This is a genomic window from Agrobacterium sp. CG160-95, assembly GCF_053521725.1.
Window position 1 is genome coordinate 104,388 of the sequence record NZ_JBNWDU010000008.1, and the last position, 21,534, is coordinate 125,921.

At 58.9% G+C, this 21,534-nt stretch carries 17 protein-coding genes; 2 read left to right on the plus strand and 15 right to left on the minus strand.

All coding sequences use genetic code 11. The annotated features are described in order from the left end of the window. Positions 1-3 precede the first annotated feature (3 nt). Positions 4-672 carry a pseudouridine synthase gene (locus tag ACQZ63_RS23360; protein WP_111802040.1) on the minus strand — a complete coding sequence of 223 codons (669 nt, stop codon included), beginning with the start codon at positions 670-672 and terminating at the stop codon, positions 4-6. 55 nt (positions 673-727) lie between these two features. Next, complete coding sequence (locus ACQZ63_RS23365) at positions 728-1,315, minus strand: IMPACT family protein (protein WP_019566553.1); 588 nt, start codon at positions 1,313-1,315, stop codon at positions 728-730. 66 nt (positions 1,316-1,381) lie between these two features. On the opposite strand from ACQZ63_RS23365, the gene ACQZ63_RS23370 reads away from it, so the two are divergent. After that, positions 1,382-2,611, plus strand: coding sequence for a TIGR03862 family flavoprotein (locus ACQZ63_RS23370; protein ID WP_111804736.1), 1,230 nt, complete (start codon positions 1,382-1,384; stop codon positions 2,609-2,611). On the opposite strand, the gene ACQZ63_RS23375 is transcribed toward ACQZ63_RS23370, so the two are convergent. From ACQZ63_RS23375 to ACQZ63_RS23385, 3 genes are all read right to left on the minus strand, one after another. Continuing rightward, complete coding sequence (locus ACQZ63_RS23375) at positions 2,608-3,663, minus strand: quaternary amine ABC transporter ATP-binding protein (protein WP_019566551.1); 1,056 nt, start codon at positions 3,661-3,663, stop codon at positions 2,608-2,610. The two genes, ACQZ63_RS23370 and ACQZ63_RS23375, sit on opposite strands and share 4 nt — an antisense overlap. Beyond that, entirely contained in the window at positions 3,656-4,543 is an 888-nt protein-coding gene (locus ACQZ63_RS23380; RefSeq protein ID WP_004431720.1) for an ABC transporter permease, read from the minus strand. The genes ACQZ63_RS23375 and ACQZ63_RS23380 overlap by 8 nt, the downstream gene beginning before the upstream one ends. Before the next feature lie 122 nt (positions 4,544-4,665). Further along, positions 4,666-5,664 carry an ABC transporter substrate-binding protein gene (locus tag ACQZ63_RS23385; protein ID WP_004431723.1) on the minus strand — a complete coding sequence of 333 codons (999 nt, stop codon included), beginning with the start codon at positions 5,662-5,664 and terminating at the stop codon, positions 4,666-4,668. 317 nt (positions 5,665-5,981) lie between these two features. Here ACQZ63_RS23385 and ACQZ63_RS23390 point away from each other — a divergent pair, with 317 nt between their 5' ends. Beyond that, positions 5,982-8,957, plus strand: a complete 2,976-nt coding sequence (locus ACQZ63_RS23390; protein WP_174012213.1) for a PAS domain-containing protein — start codon at positions 5,982-5,984, stop codon at positions 8,955-8,957. 18 nt (positions 8,958-8,975) lie between these two features. On the opposite strand, the gene ACQZ63_RS23395 is transcribed toward ACQZ63_RS23390, so the two are convergent. The 10 genes from ACQZ63_RS23395 to ACQZ63_RS23440 all read right to left on the minus strand — a co-directional run bounded on the left by ACQZ63_RS23395 (position 8,976) and on the right by ACQZ63_RS23440 (position 21,485). Beyond that, positions 8,976-9,920, minus strand: coding sequence for a 2-hydroxyacid dehydrogenase (locus ACQZ63_RS23395; RefSeq protein WP_111802074.1), 945 nt, complete (start codon positions 9,918-9,920; stop codon positions 8,976-8,978). A 133-nt stretch (positions 9,921-10,053) separates the two neighbouring features. After that, positions 10,054-12,402 carry a polysaccharide biosynthesis tyrosine autokinase gene (locus ACQZ63_RS23400; RefSeq protein WP_004431729.1) on the minus strand — a complete coding sequence of 783 codons (2,349 nt, stop codon included), beginning with the start codon at positions 12,400-12,402 and terminating at the stop codon, positions 10,054-10,056. Between the two features lie 107 nt (positions 12,403-12,509). Next, positions 12,510-13,415, minus strand: coding sequence for a UTP--glucose-1-phosphate uridylyltransferase (locus ACQZ63_RS23405; protein ID WP_004431732.1), 906 nt, complete (start codon positions 13,413-13,415; stop codon positions 12,510-12,512). A gap of 81 nt (positions 13,416-13,496) precedes the next feature. Then, positions 13,497-14,492, minus strand: coding sequence for a glycosyltransferase family 2 protein (locus tag ACQZ63_RS23410; RefSeq protein WP_448799409.1), 996 nt, complete (start codon positions 14,490-14,492; stop codon positions 13,497-13,499). Beyond that, complete coding sequence (locus ACQZ63_RS23415) at positions 14,492-15,436, minus strand: glycosyltransferase family 2 protein (RefSeq protein ID WP_013762054.1); 945 nt, start codon at positions 15,434-15,436, stop codon at positions 14,492-14,494. Before ACQZ63_RS23415 ends, ACQZ63_RS23410 begins: the two co-directional genes overlap by 1 nt. Next, positions 15,433-16,431: a glycosyltransferase family 2 protein gene (locus ACQZ63_RS23420; protein WP_174006091.1), complete on the minus strand. Its 999-nt coding sequence runs from the start codon at positions 16,429-16,431 to the stop codon at positions 15,433-15,435. Before ACQZ63_RS23420 ends, ACQZ63_RS23415 begins: the two co-directional genes overlap by 4 nt. A 17-nt stretch (positions 16,432-16,448) precedes the next feature. Continuing rightward, positions 16,449-17,630, minus strand: a complete 1,182-nt coding sequence (locus ACQZ63_RS23425) for a glycosyltransferase family protein (RefSeq protein ID WP_174006093.1) — start codon at positions 17,628-17,630, stop codon at positions 16,449-16,451. A 60-nt stretch (positions 17,631-17,690) separates the two neighbouring features. Continuing rightward, the gene (gene exoK, locus ACQZ63_RS23430; protein ID WP_174006095.1) at positions 17,691-18,482 is read right to left on the minus strand and encodes an endo-1,3-1,4-beta-glycanase ExoK; all 792 of its coding nucleotides are present in this window, start codon (positions 18,480-18,482) and stop codon (positions 17,691-17,693) included. A gap of 4 nt (positions 18,483-18,486) precedes the next feature. Further along, entirely contained in the window at positions 18,487-19,635 is a 1,149-nt protein-coding gene (locus ACQZ63_RS23435) for an acyltransferase family protein (protein WP_004431750.1), read from the minus strand. 371 nt (positions 19,636-20,006) lie between these two features. Then, entirely contained in the window at positions 20,007-21,485 is a 1,479-nt protein-coding gene (locus ACQZ63_RS23440; protein ID WP_111802034.1) for a lipopolysaccharide biosynthesis protein, read from the minus strand. Positions 21,486-21,534 lie beyond the last annotated feature (49 nt).

Sequence of the window (21,534 nt, forward strand, 5' to 3'; positions counted from 1 at the left end):
GCCTCAGAAGGGGCAGGGCACGGTATAGGTGACGTCGCGGCCATCCGGGTGACGAAAGCCCACCGCCTCGGCATGCAGCATAAGACGCGGCGCGGCGGCGAGCGCTTCACCTTCTGCATAAAATTCATCGCCAAGGATAGGGTGGCCGAGAGCCTTCATATGCACCCGCAATTGATGGGTGCGGCCGGTGAGAGGGGCAAGTGCGAGCCTCGTAGCGGGAAGCGGCAATCTTTCCAGCACGCGCCAAAGGCTTTGCGCCGGCTTGCCATGGTCGTGGTCCACCCGGTGGCGGGGCTTGTTTTCGGGGTCGATCGCGAGTGGCAGGTCCACCTTGCCCTCTTCACCCTCGACTTCACCCCAGACGACGGCGACATAGGATTTGCGGGTCTGGCGGTTCTCGAACTGGGCGGCGACGGCCGCGTGCGCCTTGCGGTTCAGGGACATCAACACGATGCCTGATGTATCCTTGTCCAGCCGGTTGATCATCAGTGCTTTTGGAAACTGTTTCTGCACGCGCGTCAAAAGACTGTCGGAGAGCGCGGGATCGCGTCCCGGCACCGAAAGAAGTCCGCTCGGCTTGTCCAGCACCAGTAGATCGTCATCCCGGTGCACGATGGTGAGCCACGGTTCGAGCGGCGGATTATAGACGGGGTTGGACAGCACAAGTGACATTGCGCTTCCTTAGCACAAATCGGGCATGGGGCCAGATGCCTGCCCCGCAATATGATTAGTCCGGAATATGAAGATTGACGCGACCACTGGTCAGATCGCTGATGAGCCGTGTTAGACGCTCGGCTTCCTCTACGGGAACCGAAAGCTGCATATCCGCGCCGGTGCCGGTGAAGTCCTCCTTTTCCACTCGCAGGTTTTGCGTGGCGGCGAGGCGCGATTTTACCAGGGCCAGATCGGAGAAGGGGCAGCTCAAGGTCGCGCTGACATAGGCGATGACCGGTGACGTCTCGCCAAGCCGAAGGCAGGCCGCCGCCGTGCCGCCATAGGCGCGCATGAGGCCGCCGCTGCCGAGCAGAATGCCGCCGAACCAGCGGATGACGAGGACCGCGACATTGTCCAGCGCCTGACCGTCGATAGCCTGAAGGATTGGCTTTCCCGCCGTGCCGGAGGGCTCGCCGTCGTCACTGAAACGATAGGTCTGGCCGGTTCGCCATGCCCAGCAATTGTGGTTTGCGTCGAAGTCAGAATGCGCCGCAAGGAAGCTTTTCGCATCCTCCTCGCCAGTGACAGGTGCTGCAAAGGCAATGAAGCGGCTTTTCTTGATATCCTGCGAAAAGGTGACGGGTCGGTCGAGCGTGAACATGCGCGTTTCAATATCGCATATATTCGCGCGCGGAAATCGGTATAAGGCCACAATGGCGAAGATGCGATGGAGCGGGTTTTGAAGAAGGCAAGGCAGGTCGCGATTGTCGGCGGCGGGCCAGCGGGCCTGATGGCGGCCGAAGTGCTGTCTGCGGCTGGCCATGCCGTAACGGTGTTCGAGGCCATGCCGACCGTCGCGCGCAAATTGCTGATGGCCGGAAAATCCGGTCTCAACATCACCCATGCCGAAGACTACGACATTTTCCTCCACCGTTTTGGCGACGCGGAGCAAAAGCTGCGCGCCGCCCTCGATGATTTCACGCCCGGCGCGCTGCGTCACTGGGCGCAAGGTCTGGGGCAGGAGACCTTCGTCGGCACGTCGGGCCGGGTGTTTCCGACCGCCATGAAGGCCTCGCCGCTGTTGCGGGCATGGCTTGCCCGGCTGGAGGCGCACGGCGTGATCATCAAGACGCGGCATCGCTGGATGGGTTTTTCCGCAGACGGGCTGGTTTTCGCGACACCGGAGGGCGATGTCTTCATGAAGGCCGACGCCGTTCTTCTGGCGCTCGGCGGCGCAAGCTGGCCGCGTCTGGGTTCGGATGCGGCATGGGTGCCTGCACTCGCGGCTGAAGGCGTGGAGCTTAATCCTTTCCGCCCCGCCAATTGTGGCTTTGATGTCGATTGGAGCGATGTCTTCCGGCAGCGTTTTGCCGGTGAGGCGTTGAAATCCGTCACCACCATTTCCCCGGCCGGGGCGTTTCAGGGCGAGTTCGTGGTGACGCAGCACGGCATTGAGGGCAGCGTCATCTATGCCCATTCCGCCGCACTTCGCGACCAGCTGGAACACACGGGGAAGGCGACACTCGCTGTCGATCTGGCGCCGGGACGTACCGTGGAGCGCCTTGGCCGGGATCTGGCAAAGCTTGGCCGCAAGGAGAGTTTTGCAAACCGGTTGCGGAAGGCCGTGGGCCTCTCCGCCGTCAAGGTCGGACTTCTGCGGGAAATCTTTCACGATATCTCGGCGATGCCGGATGATCTGGTCGCTGCAAGGATCAAACATGCGGAGATACCGCTTGCACGGACGAGACCGATTGCCGAGGCGATTTCATCGGCTGGGGGCGTTGACTGGCAAGGTATCGATGAGAACTACATGCTGAAAAAACTCCCCGGCATTTTTGCTGCCGGGGAAATGCTGGACTGGGAGGCGCCGACCGGCGGTTATCTGCTGACCGCCTGTTTTGCCACTGGCAAGGCCGCCGCTAGGGGCATGACCAAATGGCTCGACGGCTTGGCCTAACCGGCCTCGGCCAGTTTTTTTTCCGCGCTTGGCGTGGTCCTGACGAGGCAGCGCATGATGGCATCCGTGGTGACGGAGCCGAGTGACTTGCCGTTTTCGCCGATGATGACGGCACTGCCGACATCCTCCCTGACGAGCGCGCGCAAGCCTTCCTCGACGGTCATGTCCGCATCGAGCTGAAGACGCGACTGGCCGGAAAACTCCGGCTGGACGATTGCGCCGAGACGAATGACCCGGCCACGATTGACCTCTTCCACGAAGGCTTCGATATAGCTGTCTGCCGGACTCATGACAATTTCGGCGGCCGTACCCTGCTGGATGATCTCGCCGTCGCGCAGAATGGCGATCTTGTCTCCCAGCCGAAGGGCCTCATCCAGATCGTGGGTGATGAAGACGACGGTTTTCTTCAGCTCTTTCTGCAATTCCAGCAGCACTGTCTGCATGTCGACGCGGATGAGTGGATCAAGTGCCGAATAGGCCTCGTCCATCAGCAGGATTTCGGCGTTGTTGGTCAGCGCGCGGGCGAGACCCACGCGCTGCTGCATGCCGCCTGAAAGCTGGTTCGGATAATGGCTCGAAAAGCCTTCCAGCCCCACCCGCTTGATCCAGACGTCGGCTTTTTCTTCACGCTCTCCCTTGTCGACGCCCTGCACCTCAAGGCCATAGACGACGTTTTGCAGCACGTTGCGGTGCGGCAGCAGGCCGAATTTCTGGAATACCATCGCCGTCTTGTGGCGGCGGAATTCCAGAAGTTCCGCTTCGTTGAGGCGACAGACATCCGTTCCGCCATAAAGGATTTCTCCCGCTGTCGGGTCGATCAGGCGGTTGACGTGGCGGATCAGCGTCGATTTTCCCGAGCCGGAAAGGCCCATGATCACGGTGATCTGCCCGCCCGGCATGGTGATGTTGATGTCGCTGAGGCCGAGCACGTGGCCGTGCTTGGCGTTCAGTTCCGCCTTGGACATGCCGCCCTTCACGGCGTCGATGTAATTCTCCGCCTTGGAGCCGAAAATCTTGTAAAGGCTGCGGATTTCGATCGATTGACTAGCCATGCGCCACTTCCCGGTGTTTTTGCAGGCGAAGGCCGTAGGCCTGGCTGATGCGGTCGAAGATGATGGCGATGCCGACGATTGCCAGGCCGTTGAACACACCGAGCGTGAAATACTGGTTGGCGATGGCCTTCAGAACCGGCTGGCCAAGGCCCTGAACACCGATCATGGAGGCGATGACGACCATGGCGAGCGCCATCATGATTGTCTGGTTGATGCCTGCCATGATGGTGGGGAGTGCAAGCGGTAGCTGCACCTTGAAAAGCTTCTGGCGCTTCGAGGAACCGTAAGCGTCTGCCGCTTCCAGCACGTCCCGGTCAACCATGCGGATGCCGAGATTGGTAAGCCGGATCATCGGAGGAATGGCGTAGATCACCACGGCGATGACGCCCGGGACCCGGCCGATGCCGAGCAGCATGACGACGGGAATGAGATAGACGAAACTCGGCATCGTCTGCATGACGTCGAGAACGGGGTTCACGATACTCTGCAGGCGGTTGGACCGCGCCATGGCGATGCCAATCGGCAAACCGATCACGATCGAGAGCACGGCGCAGACGAAGATCATCGAGATCGTCTTCATCGTGTCTTCCCACATGCCGAACCAGCCGATGGCAAAGAGAATACCGCAACATAGTCCAACAATGGTGGCGCTGCGGCTGGCAAACCAGGCGAGTACGCCGACAATAAGAATAACGACCGGCCAGGGGGTGCCGATCAAAAGCCTTTCCGCCCAGATGAGGAAGCTCTGGAGCGGTGTGAACAGCCCCTCTATCGTGCCGCCATAGGCTCTGGTGAAACCCCGAAACCCCTCGTCGATCACTTTCTTCAGCGCACGCAGGGCATCGTCATTCATGGTCGGAAATTTGAAAAGCCAATCCATATCCTGTTCTCCACGACGAACCGGGGCCGGCGGGCAATATCCGCCGCGCTCCGGAACTTAAAAACGGCCGGGCGCCGCCATTGGCGGGCCAAGCTGTCGACCACATATGTCGTGCCGCCCTTTTAGAGGGCAGCCTTGACCTTTTGCGCGACGTCGGGGGAAACCCAGCCCGTCCACAGAGCCTCGTTTTCCTTCAGGAAGTGTTTCGCACCATCTTCGCCGGTTGCCTGATTGTCGGTCATCCAGGCGATCAGCTTGTTGACGGTGTCGTTGGTCCAGGCGCGTTTGTTCAGATAGTCCATGGCCGGGCCGGCGCGGTCGGCAAAGGTCTTGCTGACCAGCGTCTGCACGTCGTCAACCTGCCATGCATTGGGCTTCGGGTCCGCGCAATCGGCAACCGAGGTGCAGCGCTTCCATTCGGCAGAGTCATATTCCGTGCCGAAGCCGAGCTTCACCATCTCATATTTGCCGAGCAGCGAGGTCGGAGCCCAGTAATAGCCTACCCACGGCTGTTTCGCTTCGTAAGCCTTGGCGACCGAGCCGTCGAGACCTGCGGCGGAACCGGTGTCCACCAGGGTGAAGCCGGCCTTTTCACCACCAAAAGCCTTGAAAAGCTGGGCGGTGACGACGGTGCCGCCCCAGCCCTGCGGGCCGTTGAAGACGGCGCCCTTTGCCTTGTCTTCAGGCGAGGGGAAGAGCTCGGGATGCTTGAAGAGATCAGGAATGGTCTTGAGATCGGGGTTGGCATCGGCGACATATTTCGGGATCCACCATCCCTGCACAGCGCCGTCCGACAGGATCTTGGCGGCCGCCACGACCTTGCCGCCCTCAAGTCCCTGTTTGACGATTTCCGGCTGCAGGCTGACCCAGGCCTCCGGCGCGATATCAGGCTGGCCCTTTTCGGCCATGGAGGTCAATGTCGGTACGGTGTCGCCTGTGACGATTTCAGCGCTGCAACCGTAACCCTTTTCCAGAATGATCTTGTCGAGATTGGCGGCGACTTCAGCGGATTGCCAGTTCATGCTGGCGATCGTGACGTTTCCACAGTCCGCAGCAAAGGCTGCACCGCCTGTAAGGGCGAAGCCGGCGGAAAGAATTGTGGCACCCAAAAGTATTTTCATTTTTGTTCCCTCTGGTCGCGGTGTGCGAAGACCCGGGCGCTGACGGCACCGCGACCGCCAGCACCCGCATTGAGCGTTAATAATTACTTTGTTGCCGTTCCGTTTGCGGCAGTTTTTGGCGTATTGAGGATGGCAATCGTCAATCAATCATCACGCTTGTGGGGTGCTTCTGCGAAATTTGCGGCGTGCGAATTCCCCAGTCTTGCCGGTCGCGCTTCTGAAAAGCCGTGAACAACAAGCAGAAGTTTCTGTTTTCTTGGACATTTATTCCGTTCTGTACTACGGAAAATTTCGTCTCTTTTTTGTGGTGATATTGAATGACCAATCTTCGTGCTGCCCCGGTATGGCCGATCGGCGGCGGTGAAACGGGTGAGCTTGTGCGTGGCTTCGACTGGTCGAAGACATCGCTCGGTCCGATTAGCGACTGGCCGCAGAATTTGAGGCAGAAGGCCAATTCCGTCGTCAACTCTCCCATTCCGCAGGTGCTGATGTGGGGTGCGGATCATGTGATGATCTACAATGACGGCTATGCGGAAATTGCCGGCAATTATCACCCGCGGGCGCTGGGCGGAACGGTGCCAGGTATCTGGCCCGAGATCTGGGACTGGAACAGCCGCATTCTGGAGGCCGGCTTTCGTGGCGAGGTCATGGCTTATCGCGACCAGCCGATGACGCTGATGCGGCACGGTCAGCCGGAAGAGGTGATCTTCGATCTGTTCTATACGCCGATCTACAATGATTGCGGCGCGGTGGACGGCGTCCTGTGCACGGTGCTTGAAAACACCGAAAAGGTGAAGGCCGTGGAAGCGCTGGAGCAGAGCCGCAAGGAGCTGAGCCGGCTTACCAATGCCCTGCCGATCCTGGTGGGATATGTCGATCGCGACTATGTCTATAAATTCGCCAATGACGGTTATCTGGAGTGGTTCGGCCGCAGCGCCGAGGAGGTGATCGGCCGCAGCGTTCCGGAAATTGTTGGAGACGCGTTCTTCAGTTCGCGCAGGGCCTATCTCGATCGTGCGCTCGGCGGCGAAAAGATCGTTTCGGATACGGTGATCAGCAGACCGGATGGCAGCAAGCGAGCCGCCGAAATCCGTTATGTTCCCCGCTATATCGCCGATGGCTCGGTTGACGGCATTTATGTGCTGATCATCGATATCGAGGACCGGAAACGTTCCGAGCACGAAATCGTGCTTAGCAATAACCGTTTCCGCGCCGCTGTTGATGCGGTCCACGGCGTGCTTTGGACCAACACCGCCGACGGCATGATGCTGGGTGAGCAGCCTGCGTGGGGTGCACTTACCGGGCAGAGCTTCGACGAGTATCAGGGGTTCGGCTGGGTCGAAGCGGTTCATCCCGAAGACAGGGACCATTCGCTGGAAAGCTGGACAAAAGCCGTTTCCGCGCGGGCGACCTATATTTGGGAGCATCGCGTTCGCCGCCATGACGGCGTCTACCGCACATTTGCGATCCGTGGCGTTCCGATTTTCGACAATTCCGGTGATATTGCGGAATGGGTCGGTGTCCACACGGATATCACCGAACAGCGGCTGGCCGAGAACACGCTTAAAGAACATGCCAGCAATCTGGAACGCGAGATTCGCCACCGCATAAGAGCGGAAGAGCAGCTTCGCCAATTGAATGAAGGGCTGGAAGCGCGGGTCGAGACGGAAATCGCCGAGCGCCGCCAGACCGAAAGAGCGTTGCAGCAGGCGCAGAAAATGGAATCCATCGGCCAGTTGACCGGTGGCGTCGCGCATGATTTCAACAATCTTCTTCAGGTAATCGCGGGCAATCTGCAATTGCTGTCAAAGGACGTGATTGGCAACGAGCGTGCCGAACGGCGGCTGGAAAATGCGCTGGCCGGCGTTCATCGCGGTGCCAAGCTTGCAAGCCAGCTTCTGGCCTTTGGCCGCCGTCAGGCGCTGGAACCTCGCGTTATCAACATCTCCCGGTTCGTTACCGGCATGGACGATCTCCTGCGCCGTTCGCTTGGTGAGGCGATCGAGGTTGAGGTCATCACCTCCGGCGGCCTGTGGAACACCTATGCCGACCCAAACCAGGTGGAAAACGCTCTCCTTAATCTGGCGATCAATGCGCGTGATGCCATGGAAGGGCACGGCAAGCTGACAATCGAGGTCGGCAATGCGGTTCTCGATCGCGATTACGCGCGCAAGCATTCGGAAGTTTCGCCGGGGCAATATGTCATGCTGGCTGTTACCGATACCGGATCGGGCATGTCGCCGGACATTCTGGAAAAGGTGTTCGAGCCGTTCTTTTCGACGAAACCGGAAGGCAAGGGCACCGGTCTCGGCCTTTCGATGGTTTACGGTTTTGCAAAACAGTCCAGTGGCCATGTCAACATCTATAGCGAGGTGGGGCAGGGCACGACGGTGAAGATGTATCTACCGCGATCCGCCGCCGACGAGGACAGGGAAGTGGTGATACCGACCGGCCCCGTCGAGGGTGGCACGGAAACGATCCTTGTGGTGGAGGATGACGAGGAGGTGCGCAGCACCGTCGTCGAGACACTGAGCGATCTCGGTTACCGCGTGCTCACTGCCCGCGATGCGCAGGCTGGTTTGACGGTGGTCGAGAGCGGTATTCCGATTGACGTCATCTTCACCGATGTGGTGATGCCGGGACCTTTGAAAAGCCGGGAAATGGCGCGCCGTGCGCAGGAAAGGTTGCCTAATCTCGCCGTTCTCTTCACATCCGGTTATACGGAAAACTCCATCGTGCATGGCGGCAAGCTGGATTCCGGGGTGGAACTGCTCTCCAAGCCTTACACGCGCGAAGCGCTGGCGCGGCGCATCCGCCATGTCATCGCCAATCGCAAGCAGGTTTCTCTCGCCAAGACGAGGCCGGTATCATCACCGCGTCATTCCAAAACCCCCGAACCCGCGCAGGTCGTCGGAGACGAGACCAGATCGGTTTGCGTGCTTCTGGTTGAGGATGACGAGTTGATCCGGATGAATTCGACCGAGATGCTGGCCGATAACGGCTTTGCCGTCGTCGAGGCCGGAAATGCTGTGCAGGCGCTAAAGGCGATCGAGACGGAAGAGATCGATGTTCTCGTTACCGACATAGGCCTGCCGGACATGAAGGGCGGCGAGCTGGCGGTTGAGGCATTGCGCCGGAAACCGGGACTAGCCATCGTGTTTGCCACGGGAGACAACCAACTGCCGAACGGGGCGCCGGAAACGGCAGTGCTTTTGACCAAGCCCTATGACGAACAGCAGATCGTCTCAGCTGTCGAACTGGCCCATACGGCAAACAGGATAGCGGGCGAATAAACCGCCCGCCATCGTGTCTCAATAACCGCGCGTCATATCGACCGTTTCCGGCAGCGTACCTGTTTCACGCCATGTCTTGACATTGCCTGCCACTATTTTCGCTGAACTTTCACGGCTTGTCGGCGCGGAAATATGTGGCAGGACGGTCACTTTCGGGTGCTGCCAGAATGCGGAGGCGGGAGGTAGCGGCTCCTGTTCGAAGACATCGAGAACCGCATGCGAAAGCTGGCCGGAATCAAGCGCCGCGATCAGGTCATCGGCGACGACGACGGCTCCGCGGGCGAAATTGATGAGTGCGGCTCCCTTTTTCATGGCGCCGAGACGGTCGGCATTCAGAAGGCCGCGCGTCGCATCGGTCAGCGGCACCAGACAGACGAGAATGTCGCTTTTTTCCAGCAAGTCCTCCAGCCCGTCATCGCCCGTCAGCGTTGCCACTCCCTCGATTGCCTTGGCCGAGCGGCTCCAGCCGGAAACGTTGAAGCCTGCATGAAGCAGGCGTTGCGCCGCAGCCGTTCCGAGCGCGCCGAGGCCGAGGAGGCCGATGGTCATCTCGCCCGGATGCCGATAATCGAGTTCCTGCCAGAGGGCTTTTTGCTGGTTTTCGCGATAGGCCGGCATGTCGCGTTGCAGGTAATAGGTCCATGCCAGCACGGCTTCCGCCATCACGCGTGAAAGCTCCGGGTCTTTCAGCCTGACGATCGGCGGCGCCTTGTCTCCCAGTTCCAGAACGAGCCGTTCGACACCTGCCCACAGGCTGTGAATCCACGAAAGACCCGGCAAGGCTGCAATATCGGCTGGATCGGGATTGGCGACGATGGCGAAGTCCACCGCGCGTTTCTGCTCCCCGCTCAATTCGGAAAAGGAGAGGATTTCCTCTTCCGGCATGGCGTCGCGAAGCGCTTGCTTCCAGATGGCCTCCGCTTGCGCATTCATCCGCGAAACAAGGGCGATGGGTGATGGCATGAAACTGGTCCTGCTTGCTGGCGATTGGTTGGTCGCCATCAATGCGTAATTTTGCGGGCAACGCCATAGGCTGGATGGCAAAATTTGAGTTGCGAAAAACAGCGGCCCGGTTTGCACCGGGCCGCTACACCATTCAGGCGTTTTCCTTCACCGGCGGTTTGGCGTCGCCGTAATAGGCCGCGAATGTCTCGTGATAGTGCTCAGAGCCACCGGGGCCTGCATAACGCTGCAATTCCGTCATATCGGTCTTGTTGAGCACGATACCCAACGTCTTGTTGGCAATCTGCGGTTCGTTGGCCATCAGGTTCTGCACCATCTGGATCGGCGTCTTGCCCCATTCCGTCACGAAGACGAAACCATCGACCTGCGGTGCGAAGGCTTTTGCGTCGATGACGGGAACGACGGGTGCAAGGTCGACAATGATGTAGTCGCAGGCCTCACGCGCCGATTCGATGAATTTGCGCATGCCGGAGGAGGCAAGAAGCTCGCTTGAATGGGCAAACTGGTTGCTGGTGGAAACCGGCAGGATGCCCATTTTCGTGCGGGTATCGACCTTCACTGCCTGCGTCCACGGTATCTCGTCAAGCACGACCTCCACCAGACCGGCGGATTGCCGCGTTGTCAGCATGCGGCTGAGGCCGGGGTTGCGGATGTCGGCATCCACCACAAGCGTGCGCTTGCCGGTGGAGGCAATCAGACCGGCGAGATTGAGCGCCACGACCGATTTACCCTCGTTCGGCAGGCACGAGATGACGCCGATTACCCGGCACTGGCGTTCCTGGATAACGACATCAGCCGTCAGCTTCACGTTGCGCAGCGTCTCGGCAAAGCTTGAGCGCGGGCTGTCGACGGCAAGGCGTAGCATTTTCTGGAACGAGACCTGACCGTTTTCGTCGATGGTCGTGCTCTCGCTGCCGGGGGTGGCGGCAGGGGTACCCGACTTTGCGGTTTCTGCACCCCGTTCCCCGATAAAGGGCAGGTAGCCCAGAAAACGCATGCGCAGATTGTCGCGCACATCGTTGCCGGTGTGGAAAAAGCGATCCCGGAACTCAAGAAGCGCTGCAATGCCGCCGCCCAGCATAAGGCCGAGAATGACGGAAAGCGCCATGGTCATGGTCTTTTTCGGGCTGGACGGAGCTGTCGGCAGACCAGCTTCGGAGATGATGCGGGCCTTGGCGATCGGCAGCGACTGCTTCTGGGATGCTTCTTCGAAGCGGCCGAGGTAGGACTGGTAGAGTGTGCGCAGAGCGGTTGCCCGCTGCTCCAGCTCACGCAATTGCACCATGGTGATATTGGCCTGCGAATTGCGGCCCGCCACGCGGTCGATATTGTCGCGAAGCGATTGCACACGGGAATTGGAGACGTCGTATTCGTTCTTCAGGCTGCCCGTAACCTGCTGCAGTTCCTGGAAGATCTGCCTTGCAATCTCTTTCTTCTCACTCTCCAGCGCTACCGCCTGAGGGTGGTCGGCGCCGAATTGCTGGACGACGCCCTGCAATCGGTCAGAGATCGTGATGTAGCGTTTGCGAAGGTCCTGAATGACCGAGTTGTCGGCATCCCGTGCGGAAACGACTGCATTGTCAACGGCTGCATCCGGTCCCCGGTCGATGATGGATTTGTATTGGCCATAACGTGCAGCAGCCGTCGCGACATCCGCCTGCGCGGCAATCAGCTGGCCGTTGAGATCGGCCAACTGGCCTTCCGACATCAGCTCGCCACGCGAAGAAACGATATTATTGTCCGTCTTGAATTTTTCGACGGCAAGCTGGGCGGCCTGCGCACGCTGGTTCAGGTCGCTCATGCGCTCCTGAAGCCACACGGAAGCGCGCTCGCTGGCGTCGAAATTGGCGTTCAGCTGTTCGGTCAGATAGGCCTGCGCATAGGTCTTGGCGATGAGCGCGGCAAGCTGCCGATCTGTCGAACGGGTGGAAATGGCGATGACCGAACTGCGGCCGACACGCTCTACGATCAGCGATTGTTGCAGCACGGCGGCTGCCTTTTCGCGGCGTCCGGCGCGGATTGCCGCTTCGGAGGCCGGCGGATCTCCGGGCAGGATGAGATCGACGATACCGCGCACGGAGGATTTCACGAGATCGACCGGCGACAGCGACGGATTGACGATGGTGTCGTTCTCGTCGAGCTTGGCCTTGTCGACCACGGTCAGCGCCATTTCCTTGGATTTCAGAATTTCCACGGCACTGGCGATACGGTTGTCGACGATCTGGGCGGCAGGTACCGGCGATTCCTCTTCCGCGTAACGGGAAAGGCTTTCATCCAGAAGCACCTGAGTCATCGCGGTGTAAACGGGGGTTGCAAGCACCAGATAAAGGCCGGCCAGAACCACAGCGGCGATGACCGAGGCGGCAATGACATTGGCGCGGCGCACCACGGCTGCCCAGAGGCGATCGAGGTCAATAAATGTGTCGGCATCCTTGCCGGGATCCGGAAAACCGATGCTGGATTTAAAGGTCTTGTGGTGCATGGACCTACCTTGTGAATTAAAAATGGTACGCGGGAAGCCGAGCAACGCTCGGCTTCCCGCCCCCCGTTATTGATGTGCCGACCGCCTCCCCGGCAGCACGATTAAAGTCAGGCCGCCTGAACGCGGCTTTCATGGTTTGCAACGAGTTCCTTGACGGAAGCGAGAACCTGCGCCTCCATGTCGGCACGCATCAGCGAGAAGGCGACATTGGCGGCGATGAAGCCCTGCTTGCTGCCGCAGTCGAATGTGCGACCGCTGTACTTCTGCGCATGGAAGGCCTGCTTTTCAGCGAGCCGCTTCATGCCGTCAGTCAACTGGATTTCGTTGCCCGCGCCACGCTCCTGTTTGGCGAGAATGTCGAAGATTTCCGGCTGCAGAATATAACGGCCGTTCAGGTAATAATTCGAAGGCGCCCTGGATGGTTCCGGCTTCTCGACCATTTCGGTCACCGCAAAGCCGTGATTGACCTTCTGGCCGACACCAACGACGCCGTAGGATGACACTTCTTCCGGCAGGCATTCCTCAACACCGAGGATATTGCCGCCGACTTCGTCGTAGAGTTCCATCAACCCGGCAATGCAGCCGCGTGCGCCATAGGAAACCATATCAGGCAAAAGCAGCGCAAAAGGCTCCTTGCCCACCAGTTCGCGCGCGCACCAAACCGCGTGGCCGAGGCCGAGCGGCACCTGCTGGCGGGTGTAGCTGACTGTGCCCGCGACTGGCAGCATCTTTTCAAGCTGCAGCACCTGCACCGTCTTGCCGGAGCGGGTGAGCGTGTTGATAAGCTCGGGCGCGCTGTCGAAATAGTCTTCGATGGCGGTCTTGTTACGGCTGGTTACGAAAATAATGTGCTCGATGCCGGCCTGCATGGCCTCATCAACGGCATATTGCACGACCGGCCGGTCGACGATCGTGAGCATTTCCTTCGGCATCGCCTTGGTGGCGGGCAAAAACCGCGTGCCGTTGCCGGCTACGGGAATGACGGCTTTTCTGACAGTTTTGTTCAGGTCCATCGCGTTCTCCTTCATCAACGTTTGATCTGTCCCCAGTCCGCTTGCAGATTTTTCGCGCACAGATTTGTCCGTTCACAAATTTTACGAAATCTGCCTTTTCACCCCAGTATTTGCCGCGGGCGCAAACATCGCGTTCCGCAACCTCTTCAGCCGCACGGCAATGGGCATTCTCAAATGGCCCAGCACGGCGGGATCTCTGATCGTTGTCTTCAGCGCGCCGATAATCGAGCGCCGCTTGATGTCTTCCACCAATGTCAGGAAGTTACGGGCCAGTTGCAGGCTACGGCTTCTGGCCTGCTGCGCATCCATGGCGGCGGGCAACAGCGCGTAGTGGCTCAGAAACTCCTGGTCCGCCCGCATCATTCCTTCGACGTGGTGGATTTCAAGGACGCGCGAGATCGAACCCTCGCGAATATTATAGATGTAGCCCGGTTTCGGCTCGATGACGCAAAGGCCGCCGGCGGCAAGCGCCGAGGCAAGCAGGATGTAATCTTCGCCGATGCGGATGTCCTCGCGAAAACGCAATCCCTCACTATTTAGGAAATCGCGCCGGAACATCGGCTTCATGTAGCCGAAGTTGAAGGTGGAGCGGAAAAGGATGTTGGAGGAAATGAAGTCCTCAAGGGTAAGGACGGGTCTTTCCTCCAGAAACTCTTCCGAGAACATCGTTTCCATCGGCCTGCCGTCCGTATAGGCGACATCGAGATTGTCTACAGCGATCACTGCATTCGCCGCATCTGCCCGGCACATCATGCAGGCGGAACGGTCGGGGCGGACGACGTCGTCCGAATCGAGAACGGCGATAAAGCGTCCGGTTGCTGCGTCGATACCGGCATTGCGCGCGCCTCCCGGTCCGAGGTTCTGTTCAAGCGCAAGCAGCCGGACACGCGAATCGTTGGCCGCAATGGCCTCGACGAGCGAGATCGTCTCGTCGGTGGAGCGGTCATCCACGACGATCACCTCCAGTGTCACGCCCTGCTGGTCAAGCGCACTTTGAATGGCGGCTTCGATCGTCTCGGCGGCATTATAGGCGGCAATAACGAAGCTGATATCGGGCTGAGGGTTAAGGTTCTCCATCAGGTTGCCTCCACCGCGCCGTATTGGCGGATTTCGCGCACTCCGAAGGCGCCGCTTACCGAGCCGAGATGCAAGGCGCCGCGCAGGGCATAGCGGTTGCGGCGCACGGCGTTGAAACCGTTCAGCGCGGCAAAGACGGCGCAATAGAGAACTTTCGATCCTGCCTTCAGCACCTGCATCACGCGTCTTGCGCCGGGTTTCTTTTCGGCAAGCACACGGCCATGGGTCTGGCCGGAGCGGAAGCGACGTTTGGCAAGCCACATGAAACGGGCGCGGTTTTCCGGCACCGGCTCGGAGAGCACGGCCTTTTGCGCAAAGACGATGCGACCGCCCGAAGCATGGAGATGCGAGAAGAAATGCGTGTCCTCACCGCCGCTCTGGCCGAGCGCCAGCGCAAAACGCCGGTCCTTTACCGATGGGGCGTCCATCTTGAGAAGCGTGTTGCAGGTGTAGCCGGTGATGATCTCGCCATTCACCCAGACTGGCACGGTCGAGTGAAAATCGCCACGTTTCATCCAGCCCGGCGCATTTTCACGGTAAACCGCCGTCACTGGCCCAAGAACGACATCCGCACCGGTTTCGCCTGCCTTCTCCAGAAGTGCGGCCAGCCAGTGCGGCGGGGCGGTCTCATCATCGTCGATAAAGGCCAGATAGTCTGCCCGGCATTCAGAGAGGCAGGCGTTGCGGGCAATCGAGATATTCGATTTCGGGCAATGGACATAGGCGATCTCGAAAGGCGAAGTTTCACGCAGCCGATCCACACTTGCCTTGGCACTCGGTTCCTCATCATTGTCGGCAACGATCAGGCGAACTGTCACGCCTTCGGGCACTTCCAGTTCGAAGAGTGACAGAAGTGTGGCGACCAGCGCCGGACGTCTGTAGGTACAGATGCCGATATCGACGGTCTTTGAATTGTGTGGTTCGGTGACGATGAGGTCGGTCATGAGACAGCCTTTTTTCCCCGGAATTTCAGGAGTTCCAGCCAGAAGCCGGTGGACCACGCCAGATGCATCACCATTGCGGAAAAGGCGGCGAGCGGGCCGTATGGGTTTTTCTGACCTATTGCCATCCACAAGCCATAACCCACACATGCGGCGATCCAGAGGCCGAGCGGAATAAGTGCTGCCCAATGCACGAGCGACAGCAGGGCAAGCACGAAGACCGGCAGGACAGCCAGCGGAATCATCTGACGGATCTTCGGGATCGAACGATGTTTCAGCAGGTTCTTTGCCCGGCCACGGCCATAGGCGAGATATTGCTTGAACAGAGGCATGACGCTGGCGCGCGGATAATAGGTCATGCGGGTCTTGTCGGTCATCCATATACGGAAACCGGATTTGCGCAGCCGGAAATCCAGTTCGGCATCCTCGTTGTGGCTGAAGCTTTCATCGTAACCACCGACCGCGTCGAAGGCGGCGATCCGCATCAGCGCGTGGTGGCCATGGTCGATCCAGTGTCCCTTGGCGCCTTCGCGGTGCTTGGAGCCGCCATTGCCGAGTTTGGAATTCTGCGCAATCGCCGTCGCTTTCTGGAACAGGCCGTGCCCGACCGTATCCATGGCGACCACGACGGAATCCGCGCCGGTGCGATCCGCGTCCTCGATTAGCCGCTGGCAATAATCATCCGGATAATCGCCATGGGCGTCGATGCGGATGAGGTAGTCGAAATCCTCGCCGAAAGTGGATACGGCCAGGTTTATACCGGCGCTCTGGATGCGCTTGGGATTGGGAAGGAGCGTAACGCGGTCATTCGTTACGGCGAAGGCGGAAACGATGTCGCGCGTGCCGTCCGTACTGCCGCCATCGGCAACAACGATGCGGAAAATACGCCCATCCATCGCGCCGGTGAATTTTCGCAGCAACGCCTCGATCGTCTTTGCCTCGTTGAGGCAGGGAATGACGATCAGAGTTCTGATGCCGGAATGACCAAGACCTTCCATGATTTGCCCCCTACGCACTACACGGGTGAAAACGCAGCTTCACGGGCATGGCCGGAAGCGGATTTTGTAAGAGAGGACAATTGCTGGACCAGCTGACGGCAATCGTCGCGGTCGGTCAGCCATTGTTTCTTATCGAGTGCCGAGAGGGCGTCGAAGGCGTCCGTATACGTTTGTGGAGTCATAGTGTTGAAAAGAGCGGCCAGATCATCTGCGCCGGCATTTTGCAGAACAAAACCGATATTGCGCTTTTCGATGAAACGAGCCGTTTCCGTGCCTGCAAGTGCAATCGGCAGGGTGCCGTAAAGGCATCCCTCATAGAGCCGATTGGGCAGCAGCCAGCTTGAATTCTGGCCTTCCTCGAAGAAGTCGATCGCCCAGGTGAACTGCACTTCATTATAGATGGTGGCCAGATCTTCAGGGTTCTTGTAGGCCCCGTGGAAATGCACATGCGGCGCGGCAGCCACGAAACCATCGAAATCCGCAAATTCCGAATAGGCCGGCCGGCCGCGCAGGATGATCTCGACCTTGCCATCCATGCGCTTTGCAAAATCGGCGAGGATTTCGAGCGATTTGCGGCATCGAAGCGCCCCAAACCAGCCGATTTTCCACGGTTCGCCGGAGGCAGGCGGGCGCGGTTGTGGGGTGGCTGCTACAGCGGCATCAAGCGCCAGCACCCTGTTTTCCTGCAACAGCACGGGAAGGTTCAGGCCGGAAACGGGTTTGAAATAATGCTTGACGAAAGCTGGAGAACTCGTCACCAGCAGCTTGGCATCCCGGGCGAAATAGCGCTGGGCCGCATTGAGAAGCTGCCCCGGCTTGCCCTCATTGAGAAGCAGGCGGTGAATGTCGAGACATTCGTAAACCAGTGCCGGCTGGCGGTCGTAAAGCGACATGGCCCGTTTTGCGAGAGCCAGCATTTCCAGGTTTCTGGCAAGAATGACGTCGGGCGTGGGGGTGCCGCGTAATGTTTTGCCGAGCGAGAGGCTGGCTTTGGCGACGGCTGCCATGCGCTGAAGAAACTGCCCATCGGCGGTTTCTCCGAGAATGACCGGCACCACGCCCTCGATCTCTGCAAGCCGGTTCTGTCCGCGCCGGAAGCCCGCCAGCGTGACCCGCGCGCCGCCCGCAAGCAAGGTCAACACCCGCCGGCGAATGGCGGGGTCCGACAGATCATGCGCGAGATAAAGAACATGGATCATGCATGGGTTCCGGTTGGTTTCATGCGTCAAGGACGCCGAGGCTCAGGTTTAAAAAGGCAATCAGTTAAGGGCGCAGGCGATGGATTCGGGAAACTGGCATTTGTCGCCGAGCGCCGTGAAGGCGAAGCGGTCAACAATCATCTGTGTTGCGCCGGAATAGGAAAAGGCACCCATCCAGTCCTTCAACGTGTCGGTTCCCCACAGGCTGAAGAAAATCTTCTGGGCATTCTGCGGAATCTTGGTCTCATCCGTGACTTCGTGAACGAGCTTGCCGTTGACGTAGTAACGCAGGCGCTGAGGCTCCCACACGAAGGCGTAATCGTTGAAGCCAGCATCAGCTCCGCCTTCTACCGGCACCAGTTTCTCATTGCCGCCCTTGGCGGAAATATACTGGTTCAGCTGTACCTTGCCCGTATTCTTGCCCAAAACCTCGAAGTCGATTTCATCATGGGGCTTTTTGTCGGTCGGGCCGATATAGGTGAAGAAGGCGGAGTTCAGCCCGGAGCCGGTAGCGGCTTTCATCCGTGCTTCATAGGTGCCGTAGCGATAACGCCCCTTGGTCTGGATTTCACCGCAGGCGAAGTTGCGGTCGCCGGACTTTGCTTCCTCAAAACCAAGCGTCAGCTGGCCGTTTTCCACCGTGGCCAGTTTCTTCGACCAGGTGCAGTTCTGATGCGCACCGTTGTTCCAGCCGTCGGACACGTACCAGAACGACCGGTCCATATGATCGAAATTCTCGATGAAGGATGCACCGTTGCCTTCTTGTGCCTGGCTCGGTGTCGTGAAGGGTGTCGCCAGCAGGGCGGCGGCGAGAAGAATGCGTGTCTGAACGCGGGTGACAAATGTTGTCATTGGTTCACCTCTGTCGTTGCGAATAAAGTGTTTCGGATGTGGGCGGGCCGATCATGGAGGCCCGTTTTGCAGCGAATTCGGACGTTGTCTTGCGTTTGCCGTTCCGGCTTCCGGTCAGCACGGCATAGACGGCCGGCAGGTATTTGCGGGTTTGTGCATTGCTCACCACCAGAATGACAAAGGCGGACAGCGTGGCGATGACATAGAAGGCGGGGTAGAAATCGGGTCCGCCCTTGTTCCAGACCATCCACATGATGACGAGCAACGGATAGTGAGCGCAGAATATCCAGAAGCTGAGGCTTCCGGTTTCGGAAAGCCGCTTGCCGAGCCTGCTGCGGATCAAAAGCGCCGACGACGCCCAGAAACCGAGCGCGCCGAAAACAGCGAGCAAATTGCGCGACATGTTCAGCCAGAAGGTGAACTCCGGGCCGGTGAAATAAAGGCCTGTTGCCAGCATGGCCGCAGCGACAAAGGTCAGCGCCATGATCGGGAAGGCGTAGGGATCGAGTGCCTTGACATCGACGCGGTGCAGCGCAAGTGCGATGCCCAGTGAGAAGCTGAACAGGATCGATTTCTTCTGGACGATGAAGATCGTCAGGTCAGGCATGGCGGTTATGAAGAGCAGGATAGCGAGCGTTGGCAGCGCAAAGCGGCGCATGAGAAATGCAAGCACCGGCGACAGCAGGATGCAGACGAACAGGTCGCGCAGGAAATAAAGCGGCACGTTTACCGGCAGTTCTTCGAGCGCCGTTCCATGGCTGATGATTTCACGCGGGCTGGCGTTCCAGAGGTCCGGGAAATAACCCACACCAACGTCAAACAGCTGGATAAGCAAAATTGCGGCAAACAACGCGCCATTCCACAGCAGGAAGGGCAGCAGCACCGTTTTCGACTTCGAACGGATCGTCGCCGGATAATCGAACCCGCTCATGCCGCGACGAAACAGCAGATAGCCGGATATCGCGCTGAGACAGGGCACACCGATGCGAAACAGGGCGTCGCCCAGAAAAACACGCAGCCAGTCGAAGAAGCCGTAAAGGCCAAGAAAAGGGCTGGTTTCGGCATCGTGCGGCACATGGACGAACACGATTCCAGAGATCAGCAATATACGCATCAAATTGATACGGGAGGATAGGTTCTGATCGACAGTCACATCAGTCACCCCTATTGGGCGGCGTCCACCCACGCCGCGTTGCAACCAGAGCGAACTTAAGCCCGCACTCGTAAGTCTGGTTTCGACTTTAGGGTAAAATGTGGCGACGCGGGAAAAACACAAGCTTAGATATTGCGGGTGATTGTCTGGCGTTCCGGCATTCCGTGCGACTTAGAAAAATTAAGCAACTGAAAATATTTAATTTTTCCTAGATTTAAGTCGTCGCTAAAAATCGCCAGAGGAAGCGTTATTATCATCGTACGCGATATTGCATCGCAAAAAAATGGTTTTGCCATGCCGTCACGGAACACATATCCGTGACGGGTGAGACCTGTTAACGGCCGAAATGAGGCGCTTTCAGTGACGAGCCGCTAACCTTGGGTTGCGTTTTCACGCATTCGCCGCGATTTGACCATCCCGAGGATTTTTCCAAGCAGGGCGCGTTCCGTCAGCAAAATCAGCACCGCATAGATGATACCGCCGACTGCGGCGCCAACGAGGACCTGAAGCGTTGCGTTGGGGATGCGTTCGGCAAGGACGTGAAGCAGGTAACGCACCGAAACGGCCATGACCAGCGCTGCAATCATCGGTCTGCTGCTGACATAGAGGCCGCTGAAAAAGGGTGTATCGCTTGCCTTGAAGACGGCCCATGAGTAGGCAACCAGCGTCACCGCATTGACGATGCAGAGCCAAATCATCGCGTCGATCAGGCTGCCGTAGACGGCTGCAGCCCAGACGGCAACCGTGGTGACGATGGCGCGGATCGTGGCCGACCAGAACAGCACACGCCCATAGCCGGCACCCTTGAGATAGGGGATAAAGGTGCTGCATGGGGTCAGAATGGCTTTCGAGAGGGCAAGGAGACCGAGAACCGGCCAAGCATAAGCCCAGTTCTGCCCGAAAATTACCAGCATGGCCGGTTCGGCCACCGCCCAGAGGCCGAACATCATCGGCGCAAGCAGCACGGTCAGAACCTGCGTGCTGAACATCAAGGCATCACGCCGGCGCTGCGGATCGTCCATCATACGGCTGAAGGCGGGAAACAGCACGCCCATGACGGCCGACAGGACGACCTGATTGGGAATGCTGGCAAAACGGTTGGAGGCGGAATAGGCGCCCGCATCGGCAAGGCCGAGATGCCGGGCGATCACCACCATCGGCGACTGGAAGGTGACGAAATTGGCGATTTCCGATCCCATCAGGCCGGAGCTGAAACCGAGAAGCGGCACCAGACGGTGCGGTTTCATGACGAAACGCGGGCAATAGCGGGAAACGGCATATAGCCCGACAAGCCTGATGAGTGCGGCGGCGAAAAGCTGGATGATGAGCGCCCAGACGCCGAAGCCGAGAAGCGCCATAGCCACGGCGACAACCGCCGCGATGCTTTCAGACGCCATGCTCCACAGCGCGTCCTGACTGAAGTTCATGCGCCGGGCTAGCAGTGAATAGGCGACATCACCCGCAAGTTGCAACGGAATGAGAAAGGCCATGATACGCAGCAGATAGGCACTTTCCACCGCACCCAGAAGCCCACCGAAGAACTCCGCGAAAATGTAGAGCGCGGCGGCCATGGTGCAGGAAATTGCCAGATTTGCCCAGAAAACGGTATGGATTGTATCCATATCCTCTTCTTTCTCGACGATCAGCGCCGAGGTGAGCCCCGCTCCGGCAATCATGGTCAGGAATTGTACAACCGTTAAGCCGACTGCAACCACACCAAATTCTTCCGGTGTCAGCAGTCGTGCAAGAATGGGAACGGTGACAAATTTAAGCCCGAATGTCCCTGTCTTAGACAAGACGCTCCAGCCGACATTCGTGGTGATGGTCTTTACATTTGGAGCTGGGGGCATACAAGCATCCTGTTTCTGGAGGCCGGCGGGGAGGAACGCCGGTGGGGAG